Genomic DNA, 13,861 nt, shown 5'->3' with positions numbered 1-13,861 from the left:
TCCTTTAAAAACTTGCGTGAAAACTCATATAAAAGACTCTTCCTGGAGCATTTATAGTTGCACTATCCAAAGCCTCAACATGCTCACCTGTAATAAACTCAGCATACTCTCTATCAAAAAGATTATTTACGCCAAGCCTAAGGCCAAATTTATCTCTGACATTAACACCAGCATAGAGATCAAGAGTGGTAAAATCGCTATTTTTGCTATCAATCCTAAGCCCTGTTTTTTTGTCAAAATCGCCTCTATTTTGCTTTGCAACATATCTAATAGCAGAGCCTATATTGTAGCTACCAAAAGTTGCATAATCCATATAATCCAAATTTAAAAGCGCTTCAAAGGGGCGGATTTGATAGAGCGCTCTTTTGTCATCATCGTTTTGTCCATATTTGTAGGAAAGATTTAGTGAAGTGGCAAAATTTGGAGTGAAATTTAACTTTGTATATAAGTTTGTACTATATATGGTCGCATCAACATTTCTAGTAACGATACCGCCATTTTTGGCAACAACTCCGCTCTGACCTCTTGCTCTATCAAAAATAATCAAGTCCTTTACCTTGTCTGCCATAACGTATCCGCCAAAGTTTAGTCCAACTCTATTTAATGAGTCTAAATAACTTTTGTAAAATTTACTTTTGACATCGAAGCTAAATTTGATGAAGTTGTGAATCTCAGGCTCTAAGTGCGGATTGCTAATCTTGGAGTTTTGTGGCATTGCTGGAGCAAAAAGCGCTGAAAATCTCTCTGGATTACTAGGAAGTCTTGAAATCCTAGCTAACTCAATACTATAGCTTTCCAAATTCAAAGGCCTAAAATCATATTTAAATTTCACGTTAAAGAGATTTTGTTTTATGCTACCATCAAAATCAACTCCATAAGTTTGTCTCCATAAAGCCTTTGGGCTTGGAAAAAAGTGCCACTAACTTTGGGATTTGGTATCATTGCGTCAAATTTCTTTGCCTTAGCGTCGTTGTGGATATATTCAAAACCTAAAGAAAACTTATGATTTTGGCTTGGCTCATAGCTTGTAGAGTTATAAATTTTATATGTTTTTTGCACAACATCTGGAAAGCGATATCCATTTAAAACATCCCTATTCGGAGTCTTTAGATATCTTTTTGCAATGTGTTTATCATAAGCAAAGCTGCCTCCAAAGCTGTTGTGAAAACTATCTAAATCTCTCTCATAGCTAAGTAAAAATTCATAAATATCGCGCCCTACATCAACAAAAACTTTATTTTTAGCTGCCTTTCTTAAGGAAAAGTTGTTGGACTCTCTTTTTAGGTGAATATGGCTTAAGTCAAAAAGCACTGTATTGCTTAAATCCTGCTCGCCAACTCTCGTCTTAAATTTGGTGATATATCTTTCTGTTTTGATGGCGTCTGCTGGGTTGTGCGGCTGTTTGTCATCATCGATATTATCATGTATAAAAACCAACCTATGCTCCAAAAACTCATTTGGTAGATAGCCTAAAACAACAGCTTGATTAAATCTTTCATATCCAAACCAAACTCTGTTGCCGCCGCCATCTTTGTAGCTATTTGCCTTTGTATGGTTGATGTTTAAATTTGTATAGAAGTTGCCACCGCGGTATTTAAAAAGCGCTGAATTGTAAAAACTTTTTCCATAAACTCCCGAACTTATATGAAACTTATCTAAATTTCTATAAACCAAACTTGAAGCGGAAAAATAGTCTTGGCGATTTGGACGATCAAATTGATTTTCCACCATATAACCTTGCGCTATATTTGGCGCTATGGGCTTTGGCGGCGAAAAGCTCTTTAACGGGCCAACTTGAGTTGTGCTGGCTAAATTCTCAGCCATCAAAATAGAACTAAGCGTTAGTGATAGTATAACTGCTCTTTTCATAACTAAACTCATAATTTAGTCTATAACCAAAACTAACATCATCTTAAATTTCGTTATGGCTGTTACATTGTGCTTGATGTTTTTAGGAAACACGATTTGCTCTTGCTCTCCTATCTCAAACTCCTCATCCCCAACCATAACTTTGGCTCTGCCCTCCAAAGGCACAACCAATGCATCTCCTGGCGCAGAGTGAGGCTTCAATCCCTCATTTGCGTCAAAAGACATAAGCATCATTTTCATATTTTTTGTGCTAGCAATATCTAAATTTGAGATGGCTCCATCTACATAATCAATCATATTTTTAAGTTCAATAACTCTACCTTTTTCTAAATTTTTCATCTTCTCCTCCGTTAAATTTATCGAAATTTCTAAAAAAATAGTCTCTTTGATAGCCTCTATACAAAATGGCTCCATAGGAAGACAGACCAAACTATCGCCAACTTTAAGGCGATTTTTTGCTATCAAAACCTCGCCCTCTAAGATGAGATAAAATTTATATTCAAAATAAAGCTCTGTGCTAATATCTGTCTTTTCATCCATATAAAAAAGAGAGAGGTCAAATTTGGAGCTAAGCCTTTTAGAGATAGTTTGGTGCCTTACATGAGGCAGCTCTTTTGTTAGGCAAAACTTTTTGCCAATAGCTAAATTTCTCATATTTTATATCTTTTTTGAAACAATTGCTATGTAATTTATGTTTTCGTTACTTGTTGCTTTTAGCATTTTAGCAAATTGCTCTTTGTTCTCCTCTTTTTGCGCATTTTTATAAAACTTAGCAGCATTTATGGCGCCCTCATCTTTGATAATTGTCTCTTTATCTAGCAAAAGAAACCTGCCCATTTTAAAACTTTGCACCTTAAAACCATTTGACTCAAACAACAAAAACCAATCCTCTTTTGTAAGTGGGTAAGTGTTCATATTGACAGATTGCGAGAGCTCTTTTTTTATAGAGCTATCTACTATTGCGATGTCGTGAGTTAGCAAAAGTCCGCCCTGCTTTAAAACTCTGTGATATTCCAAAACAGCTCTTTTTTTGTCGTTTGGATTTAGCATAGTAAGCATTGCCTCATTGATGACGATATCAAAGGTCGCATATGGAAACTTTAGATCTTTAGCGTCCATATTAAAAACTTCAATCTCTTTTTCAAAGCCTAGTAAATTTAAGTTTTGTCTGCACTCTTGCAACGCTTCATCATCCAAATCGATGGCCTTTACATCGCATTTATACTCATTATATATGCCAATTATATTGTCTGCGTGGTTGCAAGCTACCTCTAAAATTTTGCTGTTTGGCTGAATGTTTGCCTCATTTAAAAGCCACTTTGTAGTAACTCCGCCACCTGGTCTAAGTTTGGTTCTACCTAAATTTTTCATAAAAGTATGACCCAAAATTCTACTACTCATCTCTATCCTTTCAAATTAAATTTGGTATAATTATAATAAATTTGATAACAATTATTAGTTGCTATAGCAACAAAAGGCTAAAAGATGATAGAATTTTTTAAAAATTCCTCTTTGTTTGCTGGAATTGATGAAAATGAGATCAAAAAAATCCTAAATTGCATAGAGTATAGAGTTTTTGTTTTTGATAAAAATCTCTATTTGTATGAGCTAAGTCAAGGCTTTAAGGCAATGCTTCTAAAAGATGGCATTGTTGATATTATCTCTTTGGAAAAAAGGGAGATAATTGACGATAGACTTGTGGCTGGGGATAGCTTGGTCTATGACTTTGGCAAAAGTGATGAGCGATTTTTAAGGACAAAGAGAAAATCTACTTTGATCTCGATGGATATTGGAAGAATTTTTGATGAAAATAAAAGAAATTGCCAACACAAAACTATCTTTATGCAAAACCTAATAAAAGATCTAAATAAATTTATGAGTCATCTCTCATTTAAACTAAATATCTACTCAAAAACACATCTTAGAGATAGGATTTTACTCTTTTTAAACAGCGAAAGGGAGAAAACTGGCTCAAATTTAATAAAGCCAATTTTCAATCAAGAAGACCTGGCAAAATACCTATCTTGCAATAGATCTGCACTTTCAAGAGAGTTGTATCTCATGGAAAAAGAGGGTATTATAAAGATAAAAAATAGAGAAATTTGGTTTAATGAGAGTTAAATTTAAAACTATTCATTTCTTAAAGTGTCAAGCACATCTATTTTTGTTGCTTTTTTAGCTGGATAATATGATGAAAAAACCACTATAAAAATAGCTCCAACTACTATCATAAAAAGATCTAAACTTGATAGCTCAAGTGGTAATTTTGAGCTTCCATAGACATCTGCTGGCAAATTTACTATATCAAAACTTCCAAGTAGCCAAATACCAAGCAAGCCTAAGATAAGCCCAAAGATAATCCCTCCACCGCCAATCACCATCCCAAGTCCAAAAAATGTATTTTTAATCTCTTTTTTGGTTGTGCCAAGACTTAATAAAAGTGCAATTTCTTGACGGCGATTCATAACAGTCATTAAAAGTGAGCTTACGATATTTAAGCTAGCAACTAAAATAATAAGCATTAAGACTATAAATAAAGCTCTTTTTTCTAAGGCTAAAGCTGAAAAGAAGTTTCCATTTTGCTCCCACCATCCAACTATATGCATAGTGTCTGGAAGAACTTCTTTAATGCGATCTTTATCTTTAAAAGGCTCTTTTGAATATATATGAATTCCATCAAACCCGCTATTTTGATCTCCTAAAATTTTAGCTAAATCATAAATATCAGAATATATATAAGCTTTATCATAAGAAATAAGTCCAGAAGTAAAATCAGCCCTAACCTCAAAACGTTTCATCTTTGGTATCATACTAAATCCACCTGGATCTGTTTTTGTGAAAATAATAGTTGTTTTATCACCATTTTTTAGATAAAACTCATCTTTTAATCCACTTCCTATCATAATACCAAAGCCACTTAAATTTGCATCTTTAATTCCATCTTTTACAACAGAGTTTATCTCTTTTTCATCATCTATATTAACGCCAAATATCATTGCGCCTTCTAGTTTATTGTCAGATTTTACGATAACTTGCGATGAAATATAAGGGCTAAATTTAATATCTGGAAAAGTCTTTTTTAAATTATTTACATCACTGTTTGTAATGCCACCTTTAAAATGACTAAATATAGTCAATGGATAATTCATGGTAAAGAGTTTTCTCTCAAACTCCTTATCAAAACCATTCATTATAGCCATAGCAACTATTAAAACCATTAGCCCAATTCCAACACCTAAAAAAGCTAAAATAGCACAAAGCGTGATAAATGGTTGGCTTTTATCAAATCTAAGATATTTAAAAATAAGATATTTTACCACTTAAAAAGCCCTATTTTGCAAACTCACCTTTTTTAGGACCGCTTTTTCCGCAACAATCCTTATATTTTTTACCACTTCCGCAAGGACAAGGCTCGTTTCTCCTTGGTTTTTTAGGAACTCTTATTGGGGTATTTGGCAAAGGTTGATCATTGGTATTTTCGGCTTCTTTGTTTGTTTTCATAGCTCTTTGAAGCTCAGCCATAGCTCTTTGCTGAGCTAACTCTCTTGCTCTTTCTTCTGCTTCAATTTCTTCTTTTGTTTTAAATCTAATGCCTTGCAAAGCTCTTATGCTATCGGTTTTTAGCCTTAAAACAAGCTCTAAGAAAAGATTGTAACTTTCTTTTTTATATTCAGTTAATGGATCTTTTTGATTATATCCACGAAGTCCAATTCCTGTTTTTAAAATATCCATTTGATAAAGATGCTCTCTCCAATCCCTATCTACAACTTGAAGATAAATTTGTTTTTCAATTGCCTTTTTTTGTTCATCATCTATAACTTTCATTCTCTCATCATACGCATCTTTTAATTTTTTAACAATATGATCTTTTGCCTCGTTTACGCTTGGAAATTCTTTTAATTCTTCACTAGTAAAGTTTTCACCAATTTCATTTTTTAAAGTAGCTATTAAAGGCTCGTAGTTTATATCATCTTTATCCATTCCATCAAAAATTTCAGCATTTTCAAAGAGATAATTAACATATTCAACTCTATTTGAGTTAATTTTTTCATTTAAATCATAATTTGGATCTAAAAGCTCATTTCTGTAAACATAAATCGTTTTTCTCTGTTCATTTGCCACATCATCATATTCAAGAACATATTTTCTACTTTCAAAATGAAGATTTTCAACCTTTTTTTGTGCGTTTTCAACAGCTCTTGTAACCATTCTACTTTCTATACTTTCACCCTCTTTTATACCAAGGCGTTCCATTATATTTTTTATCTTATCGCTTCCAAAAATTCTTAGTAAATTATCTTCTAGACTTAAGAAAAATCTACTCTCTCCTGGATCTCCTTGTCTTCCTGCTCTACCACGAAGCTGATTATCAATTCTTCTACTTTCGTGTCTTTCAGTTCCTATTATATATAGTCCTCCAAGAGCTTTTACTTCATCATTTATTTTGATATCCACACCACGGCCTGCCATATTTGTAGCAACTGTTACAGCTCCTTTTGCTCCAGCATCTGCTATAATTTCAGCTTCTTTTTCGTGATTTTTTGCATTTAATACTGAATGAGGAATTTTTGCATTTTGTAAAAGTTTATGTAAAACTTCACTTTTTTCAATTGAGGCAGTTCCAACTAAAACAGGCTGACCTTTTGCATTTGCCCTTTTTATCTCTTCAATAACTGCATTAAATTTTTCTCTTTCACTTTTATATATAAGATCATTTTGATCTATTCTAATAACTGGAACATTAGTTGGGATTGATATAACATCAAGTCCATAAATTTGACTAAATTCGGTTGCTTCTGTTTGAGCAGTTCCTGTCATACCTGCGATTTTTTTATAAAGTCTAAAATAGTTTTGAAAAGTAATATCTGCTAAAGTTTGGCTTTCTTCTTGAATTTTAACACCCTCTTTTGCTTCTAAAGCTTGGTGAAGTCCCTCGCTAAAACGCCTTCCCTCACTTAATCTTCCTGTAAATTCATCAACAATAACAACTTGGTTATCTCTAACTACATAATGAACATCTTTTTCAAAAAGATAATTTGCTTTTAAAGCTTGGTCTAAATAATGGCTCAAAACCGCATTTTCAAGACTATATAAGTTGTCAACCCCAAAAAGCTTTTCAGCTTTTGAAATTCCTTCTTCTGTTGGCAAAATAGTTCTATTTTTCTCATCAACTATAAAATCCCCTGTTGGTTTATCTTGTGGAGTTTGGGCTGGTTTTCCTTTAGTTAATTTTAGAGCAACTTCGTTTGCTTTTATGTACCCATCAAGAGTTTTATTTGTAGGACCTGAAATAATCAAAGGTGTTCTTGCCTCATCTATTAAAATACTATCCACTTCATCCACAATTACAAAATTATGTTCTCTTTGGACTTTATCTTCAAATCTAAATTTCATATTATCTCTAAGATAGTCAAAACCAAACTCATTATTTGTTCCATAAGTTATATCACAATTATAAGCAGCTTTTCTTTTTTCATCATCATACTCGCCACTTACTATAACTCCTACGCTAAAACCTAAAAACTCGTATAAAACTCCCATATCTCTGGCATCTCTTTTTGCCAAATAGTCATTTACAGTTACTACATGAACGCCTTTTTTTGTCATTGCATTTAAAACTACTGGTAAAGTTGCAACTAAAGTCTTTCCTTCACCTGTCTTCATCTCAGCAATATTTCCATCATGAAGAACCATTCCACCAATTAACTGCACATCAAAATGACGCATATTTAAAACTCTTTTGCTTGCTTCTCTTGTAATTGCAAATGTATCGTTTAAAACTTCATCCAAACTTTTTCCATTTGCAACTTCATCTTTTAAAGCATTAAAGCTTGCTTTTAACTCATCATCGCTTAATTTTTCATATTTTTCTTCAAGAGCGTTTATCTCTTTTGCTCTTTTTGCATAAGTTTTAACTATACGATCATTTTTTGTTCCAAAAATTTTACTAAATATATTTCTTGACATTTATAAACCTTACAAATAATTTAACTTTACATTTTAACATATATTAATTTAAACTAGCTAGAATTTTTAAAAATTTAAGGACAAAATATGAAAAAAATCTATTTTTTAACAGCATTTTTGCTTTTTTTAACAAATTTTGCTTTTGCAAACCCATTGGAATTTAAAACTTTACAAAGTGATTTTGTACAAACTATACAAAATAATGAAAATAAAATTGAATATAGTGGAAATTTTATTTCAACAACAAACAACGCTTTATGGTCTTACAAAACTCCAAATTTAAAAGATATATATTTTAATTACGAAAAAGTTGTTATTATAGAGCCTGATTTAGAGCAAGCAATAGTTACAAATTTAAAAGATGTTCCAAATTTAATGAATATTATAAAAGATGCTAATAAAATAGATAGCAATGTGTATGAGGCAAAATTTGATGGAGTTAAGTACAGATTAAATTTTAAAAATGATCTTTTAGATGAAATTTCTTACACTGATAAACTTGATAATCATATAAAAATAAAATTTAAAAATCTTAAAAAAGATGAATTTGTTGATGAAAATTTACTTACACCTATAATTCCTGCAAATTTTGATCTTATAACTAAATAATATTAATAAAACTTTAAAAGAAATTATTATATTATATTTTACATTAAAAATATTATAAAAAGGATAGTTATGGAAAATATAATAAGATTTAGTGTGTCATTACCTGAAAATTTACTAAATAGTCTTGATGAAAAAATAAATTCTCAAGGATATGCTTCAAGAAGTGAATTTGTAAGAGACCTAATAAGAGAAAAAATCGTAAAAGATTCTTGGGAGGATAAAAATATAGATGATGAAAATGCTGAACTAATAGCAGTTTTAGCAATAATTTATGATCATCATCAAACCGATTTAGTAACAAAAAAAATATCAATAGAACATGATGCAAATGTCAATATAATATGCACAAACCACATACACTTAGATCATAGCAATTGTTTAGAAACTTCTGTTTTAAGAGGAAATATAAAAAAAATAGAAGATTTTAAAAACAAAATTTCAGGTCTAAAAGGTGTTAAATTTGCAAATTTAATAAAAGCTGGAGTTCCTCAAAGCTAACAATAAATAAAGTAATAATATAAGAATTAAAATATTAATTGAGCTAAATCAATTGTAAAATAACATTTTTTTGATAAAATACTAGAATCATAATTAATCAATGCAAGGAGGATTAATCAATGAATAGAAGAGATTTTATCAAAAGTGCCGCAGCAGCCTCGGCCTGTTCTGCTATTGGCATAAGTGTTCCATCTTCTTTATCAGCTAAATCAAACGAAGCTGAAAAATCATGGAGATGGGATAAGGCAGTTTGTCGGTTTTGTGGAACTGGATGCGGGATCATGGTAGCTACAAAAGATGGAAAAATAGTAGCTGTAAAAGGTGATCCTAAAGCTCCAGTAAATAGAGGCTTAAACTGTATAAAAGGTTATTTTAACGCTAAAATTATGTATGGCGAAGACCGCTTGACAAAACCACTTTTAAGAATGAATGAAAAAGGTGAGTTTGATAAAAAAGGTAAATTTGCCCCTGTTAGTTGGCAAAGAGCCTTTGATGAGATGGAAAAGCAGTTTAAAAAAACATATAATGAGCTTGGACCTACAGGAATTGGTGTTTTTGGAAGTGGTCAATACACAATCCAAGAGGGATACGTTGCTTCAAAACTTATAAAAGGTGGATTTAGAAGTAACAACCTCGATCCAAACGCAAGACACTGTATGGCAAGTGCTGTTGTTGGCTTTATGCAAACTTTTGGAATTGATGAGCCATCAGGCTGTTTTGATGATATCGAGCTAACTGATACTATTGTTTGCTGGGGCGCAAATATGGCTGAAATGCATCCAATTTTGTGGGCAAGAGTAAGCGATAGAAAGTTAAGTGATCCAGAAAATGTTAGAGTTGTAAATTTAAGCACCTATTCAACTAGAACTTCAAATTTAGCAGATATTGAGATTATTTTTAGACCATCAACTGATCTTGCTATTTGGAACTACATCGCAAGAGAACTTGTTTATAATCATCCTGATTTAGTAGATATGGATTTTGTTAAAAATCACTGCACATTTGCAACAGGACCTGTAGATATTGGTTATGGCTTAAGAGAAGATATAAATCACCCAAAATACAAAAAAAGTGAGCTTGATACCGCTGCAAAACAAAAAAGCAAGGTTGTAAGTGACTTTGAGGGTGAGAGTTTAGCCTATCTTGGATATAAATCAGGCGATACTTTAGAGATGAAAAATACAAAATCATCCGGAAAGCACTGGGCGATAAGTTTTGAGGAGTTTAAAAAAGCGCTTGCTCCATATACTCTTGAATATACTGCAAAAATTGCAAAAGGCGATGAAAATGAAGATATCGAAGAGTTTAAAGCAAAACTTAAATCACTAGCTGATCTATACATAGAAAAGCAAAGAAAAGTTGTTAGCTTTTGGACTATGGGCTTTAACCAACACACAAGAGGAACTTGGGTAAATGAACAAAGCTATATGGTGCACTTTTTGCTTGGCAAACAGGCAAAACCTGGAAGTGGAGCATTCTCTTTAACAGGTCAGCCAAGTGCCTGTGGAACAGCAAGAGAGGTTGGAACATTTTGTCATAGACTTCCTGCTGACATGGTTGTTGCCAATCCAAAACACAGAGCTATTACTGAAAAAATTTGGAAACTACCAAATGGCACGATTAATCCAAAAAATGGCTCACATTTTGTAAAAATTATGAGAGATTTAGAAGATGGTAAGATCAAATTTGCTTGGGTTCAAGTAAATAACCCTTGGCAAAATACCGCAAATGCAAACCACTGGATAAAAGCAGCAAGAGAAATGGATAATTTTATCGTAGTAAGTGAAGTTTATCCTGGAATTTCAGCAAAAGTAGCCGATCTAATACTTCCAACAGCAATGATTTATGAAAAATGGGGTTCTTATGGCAATGCTGAAAGAAGAACTCAACATTGGCGCCAGCAAGTTATTCCAGTAGGCAATGCTATGAGTGATACTTGGCAAATGCTTGAGTTTTCAAAACGATTTACATTAAAAGATGTTTGGGGTGAAAAAAAGATAGATGAAAAACTCACTCTTCCAAATGTTTTAGAAGAAGCTAAAAAAATGGGCTACAAAGAAAGTGATACACTATTTGATATACTTTTTGCAAATGATGAGTGGAAAAAATTTAGCAAAGATGACAAAATCATAGGTGGGTTTGATAACAGCGAAGTAAATGGCGATAGCAGAAATGTAGTTGGAAGCGATGGAAAAGAGTTTAAAGGATATGGCTTTTTCGTCCAAAAAGCAATTTGGGAAGAATACCGCAAATTTGGACTAGGTCATGGACATGATTTAGCTGATTTTGATACATACCACAAAGTTAGGGGATTGAGATGGCCAGTTGTTGATGGCAAAGAAACCCAATGGAGATTTAATACACTTTATGATCCTTATGCTAAAAAAGAAGCACCACAAAGTGATTTTGCATTTTATGGAAACAAAGGCGCAAAACTAAGTGCTGGAGATTTAGCAAAGGCAAAAGATGATGAAAAGGTTGATATAAACAACAAAGGTAAAATTTTCTTCCGCCCTTATATGGATCCGCCTGAGATTCCAAATAAAGAATATCCATTTTGGTTATGCACTGGAAGAGTTTTAGAGCATTGGCATAGCGGAACGATGACAATGAGAGTTCCTGAGCTTTACAAAGCAGTTCCTGAAGCAATGTGTTATATGAGCGAGTTAGATGCTGGAAAGCTAAATTTGATGCAAAACGATATCGTATGGATAGAAAGTAGGCGTGGAAAAGTTAAGGCAAGAGTTGATTTAAGAGGACGAAATAAACCACCTGTTGGGCTAGTCTATGTTCCTTGGTTTGATGAAAATGTCTTTATAAATAAAGTTTGTCTTGATGCAACCTGCCCTTTATCAAACGAAACTGATTATAAAAAATGTGCAGTAAAAATTTATAAGGCGTAGATTTATGACAAGAAGAGAGGTGTTAAAAATAGCTTGCCTGTTTAGTGCCGGTGGAGTCTTATGGAGCATTCCTCAAAATACGGAAGCTAAATTTTTTTTAAGACCACCTGGTGCAAAAGATGAAAAAAGTTTTGTGGCAAGTTGTATAAAGTGCGGACTTTGCGTAGAGGCTTGTCCATATGACACACTTAAGCTTAGCACTATTTTTGACAACACCTCTATTTCAACGCCCTATTTTACACCAAGAAAAATTCCATGTTATATGTGTGAAGATATTCCTTGTGCTACTATTTGTCCAACATCTGCACTTGATATAAAGTCTTTGCAAAAAAATGATTTGTTAGATGTAAATTTGATGAGATCTGGTGTTGCGGTTGTGGATATGAAAAGTTGTGTTGCCTACTTTGGAATTCAGTGCGATGCCTGTTATAGAGCCTGTCCACTTATAGATAGGGCTTTATACTTGGAATACAAAAGAAATGATAGAACTGCAAAACATGCATTTTTACTTCCAGTTGTTGATGGTGATATTTGCACGGGATGTGGGATGTGCGAGAAAGTTTGTATCACTAAAAAACCTGCTATTAGCGTAGTTAGAAGAGAGTTTGTGCTTGGCAAAATGAATGATAATTATGTAATTGGCTGGGAAAAAGATGGCGATAAAAAACTAAAAGATGCGGACACAAAGATAAAGCTTGATAAAACAAAAGCGCTTGATTATCTAAATAGCGAGGAGTTTTAATGAAAATAAACAATCTTAGAAGAGTTGTTCAATTTTTGGTTTTAGCTCTCTTTATGTTTGGAAATTTAGAAATTTTAAATATTTTAAAGGGAAATTTAAGTAGCTCTATTTTACTTGGTAAAATTTCACTAAGTGATCCATTTGCAGTGCTTCAAATTTACCTAGCAACTTTCAATGTTTCATTTGTTGCAATAAGTGGCGCTTTAATAATTGGTTTATTTTATAGTTTAATAGCTCCAAGACTCTTTTGTTCGTGGGTTTGCCCTGTTAACATCATAACAGATTTTGCTTACTTTGTAAGGACAAAGCTTAAAATTAGAGGTGTTTATTTAAATTTAAATGCAAATTTTAGATACTATTTTTTAGCTTTGAGTTTGATAGCTAGCTTTATTTTGGGTGTACCTGCTTTTGAAAATATAAGCTTTATAGGAGTCGTTCAAAGGGGATTAATCTATTTAAATTCAACCTTTTTAATTGTTGCTTTTTTGCTTTTTGTTTTTGACACTTTTGTAGCAAAAAGAGGAGTTTGCTCTAAAATTTGCCCACTTGGTGCATTTTACGCACTACTTTCAAAACTCTCACTAATAAGAGTAAAACATAGTTTTAAAAACTGCACAAAATGCATGGACTGCATTAAGGTTTGCCCAGAAGATGGCATTTTAAAAGATATTTCAAAAAAAGATTTTTTTATTAGTAGTAGCTGTATAAGCTGCGGTCGTTGCGTAGATGTTTGCACGCACGATGCATTAAATTTCAGTATTATAAAAAAGGATAAAAAATGAAAAAAATTATACTATTTTTCATCTGTGTTGTTTTTGCTTTTAGTCAACAAGATGGTCTAAGAAAGGCTAGTTTAACAAGCGAGGAGAGTTTGGTTTTAAAAGATTTTACCTACAGCAGTGACGCACCTGGAACTTCAACTAGATTTGATAGATCTTTTGAAAACTCACCGCCACTTATACCGCATGATCTAGACGGACTTTTACCAATTACATTAGAGCTTAATATGTGTACAACCTGCCATATGCCTGAGTTTTCAAAAGATATCGGCTCAACTGCCATACCAAAATCTCACCTTGTGGATTTAAGAACTGGTAAGGATTTGCACGGCGAACTTGATATGACTAGATACAACTGCGTTCAATGTCATGTGCCACAATCAAATGCAAAAACTGTGGTAAATAACAAATTTGAAGCAGTTTTTAGAGACAAAGTTTTAAAACATGGCTCAAACCTACTTGATGTGCTAAATCAAGGCATTGAGTAAAAGGAC

Annotated in this window: 13 protein-coding genes; 7 read left to right on the top strand and 6 right to left on the bottom strand. The window is 32.8% G+C overall.

The features are described from left to right. Positions 1 to 4: 4 nt before the first annotated feature. The 4 genes from CURT_RS04515 to CURT_RS04500 are packed head-to-tail and all read right to left on the bottom strand — an operon-like array spanning position 5 to position 3,270. A complete protein-coding gene (locus CURT_RS04515; protein ID WP_169478822.1) occupies positions 5 to 832 on the bottom strand; it encodes a TonB-dependent receptor domain-containing protein in 828 nt (275 codons plus the stop codon). A gap of 17 nt (positions 833 to 849) precedes the next feature. After that, positions 850 to 1,881 (bottom strand): TonB-dependent receptor, encoded by a 1,032-nt coding sequence (locus tag CURT_RS04510; RefSeq protein ID WP_051080271.1) that lies wholly within the window; start codon positions 1,879 to 1,881, stop codon positions 850 to 852. A 3-nt stretch (positions 1,882 to 1,884) separates the two neighbouring features. Further along, positions 1,885 to 2,523, bottom strand: coding sequence for a cupin domain-containing protein (locus tag CURT_RS04505; RefSeq protein ID WP_018713056.1), 639 nt, complete (start codon positions 2,521 to 2,523; stop codon positions 1,885 to 1,887). Positions 2,524 to 2,526: 3 nt separating this feature from the next. After that, positions 2,527 to 3,270 (bottom strand): class I SAM-dependent methyltransferase, encoded by a 744-nt coding sequence (locus CURT_RS04500; RefSeq protein ID WP_018713055.1) that lies wholly within the window; start codon positions 3,268 to 3,270, stop codon positions 2,527 to 2,529. Positions 3,271 to 3,354: 84 nt separating this feature from the next. Between CURT_RS04500 and CURT_RS04495 the strand changes: the two genes are divergently transcribed. Beyond that, entirely contained in the window at positions 3,355 to 3,990 is a 636-nt protein-coding gene (locus CURT_RS04495; RefSeq protein ID WP_018713054.1) for a Crp/Fnr family transcriptional regulator, read from the top strand. Between the two features lie 8 nt (positions 3,991 to 3,998). On the opposite strand, the gene CURT_RS04490 is transcribed toward CURT_RS04495, so the two are convergent. Both CURT_RS04490 and secA read right to left on the bottom strand, forming a co-directional pair. Beyond that, the gene (locus CURT_RS04490; RefSeq protein ID WP_018713053.1) at positions 3,999 to 5,189 is read right to left on the bottom strand and encodes an ABC transporter permease; all 1,191 of its coding nucleotides are present in this window, start codon (positions 5,187 to 5,189) and stop codon (positions 3,999 to 4,001) included. Between the two features lie 10 nt (positions 5,190 to 5,199). Further along, entirely contained in the window at positions 5,200 to 7,836 is a 2,637-nt protein-coding gene (secA, locus tag CURT_RS04485; protein WP_018713052.1) for a preprotein translocase subunit SecA, read from the bottom strand. Between the two features lie 87 nt (positions 7,837 to 7,923). Between secA and lolA the strand changes: the two genes are divergently transcribed. From lolA to CURT_RS04455, 6 genes are all read left to right on the top strand, one after another. Further along, positions 7,924 to 8,445, top strand: a complete 522-nt coding sequence (gene lolA, locus CURT_RS04480; RefSeq protein ID WP_018713051.1) for a LolA-like outer membrane lipoprotein chaperone — start codon at positions 7,924 to 7,926, stop codon at positions 8,443 to 8,445. Between the two features lie 69 nt (positions 8,446 to 8,514). After that, positions 8,515 to 8,943, top strand: coding sequence for a nickel-responsive transcriptional regulator NikR (gene nikR / locus CURT_RS04475; protein ID WP_018713050.1), 429 nt, complete (start codon positions 8,515 to 8,517; stop codon positions 8,941 to 8,943). A 119-nt stretch (positions 8,944 to 9,062) separates the two neighbouring features. Further along, positions 9,063 to 11,846 (top strand): nitrate reductase catalytic subunit NapA, encoded by a 2,784-nt coding sequence (gene napA / locus CURT_RS04470; protein ID WP_018713049.1) that lies wholly within the window; start codon positions 9,063 to 9,065, stop codon positions 11,844 to 11,846. Between the two features lie 4 nt (positions 11,847 to 11,850). After that, entirely contained in the window at positions 11,851 to 12,588 is a 738-nt protein-coding gene (gene napG, locus CURT_RS04465; RefSeq protein ID WP_018713048.1) for a ferredoxin-type protein NapG, read from the top strand. After that, positions 12,588 to 13,370 carry a quinol dehydrogenase ferredoxin subunit NapH gene (gene napH / locus CURT_RS04460; protein WP_018713047.1) on the top strand — a complete coding sequence of 261 codons (783 nt, stop codon included), beginning with the start codon at positions 12,588 to 12,590 and terminating at the stop codon, positions 13,368 to 13,370. The genes napG and napH overlap by 1 nt, the downstream gene beginning before the upstream one ends. Next, a complete protein-coding gene (locus CURT_RS04455; RefSeq protein ID WP_018713046.1) occupies positions 13,367 to 13,855 on the top strand; it encodes a nitrate reductase cytochrome c-type subunit in 489 nt (162 codons plus the stop codon). The genes napH and CURT_RS04455 overlap by 4 nt, the downstream gene beginning before the upstream one ends. Positions 13,856 to 13,861 lie beyond the last annotated feature (6 nt).

It is taken from the genome of Campylobacter ureolyticus, from assembly GCF_013372225.1.
Classification (GTDB): domain Bacteria; phylum Campylobacterota; class Campylobacteria; order Campylobacterales; family Campylobacteraceae; genus Campylobacter_B; species Campylobacter_B ureolyticus.
This window is presented reverse-complemented; position numbering and strand designations above follow the sequence as displayed.

What these genes read in the sequence shown, in the direction of transcription:
- CURT_RS04500 (WP_018713055.1), bottom strand. Translation starts at nt 3,270, where the DNA reads ATGAGTAGTAGAATTTTGGGTCATACTTTTATGAAAAATTTAGGTAGA.
- lolA (WP_018713051.1), top strand. Translation starts at nt 7,924, where the DNA reads ATGAAAAAAATCTATTTTTTAACAGCATTTTTGCTTTTTTTAACAAAT.
- napG (WP_018713048.1), top strand. Translation starts at nt 11,851, where the DNA reads ATGACAAGAAGAGAGGTGTTAAAAATAGCTTGCCTGTTTAGTGCCGGT.
- secA (WP_018713052.1), bottom strand. Translation starts at nt 7,836, where the DNA reads ATGTCAAGAAATATATTTAGTAAAATTTTTGGAACAAAAAATGATCGT.
- CURT_RS04505 (WP_018713056.1), bottom strand. Translation starts at nt 2,523, where the DNA reads ATGAGAAATTTAGCTATTGGCAAAAAGTTTTGCCTAACAAAAGAGCTG.
- nikR (WP_018713050.1), top strand. Translation starts at nt 8,515, where the DNA reads ATGGAAAATATAATAAGATTTAGTGTGTCATTACCTGAAAATTTACTA.
- CURT_RS04495 (WP_018713054.1), top strand. Translation starts at nt 3,355, where the DNA reads ATGATAGAATTTTTTAAAAATTCCTCTTTGTTTGCTGGAATTGATGAA.
- napH (WP_018713047.1), top strand. Translation starts at nt 12,588, where the DNA reads ATGAAAATAAACAATCTTAGAAGAGTTGTTCAATTTTTGGTTTTAGCT.
- CURT_RS04455 (WP_018713046.1), top strand. Translation starts at nt 13,367, where the DNA reads ATGAAAAAAATTATACTATTTTTCATCTGTGTTGTTTTTGCTTTTAGT.
- napA (WP_018713049.1), top strand. Translation starts at nt 9,063, where the DNA reads ATGAATAGAAGAGATTTTATCAAAAGTGCCGCAGCAGCCTCGGCCTGT.
- CURT_RS04510 (WP_051080271.1), bottom strand. Translation starts at nt 1,881, where the DNA reads ATGAGTTTAGTTATGAAAAGAGCAGTTATACTATCACTAACGCTTAGT.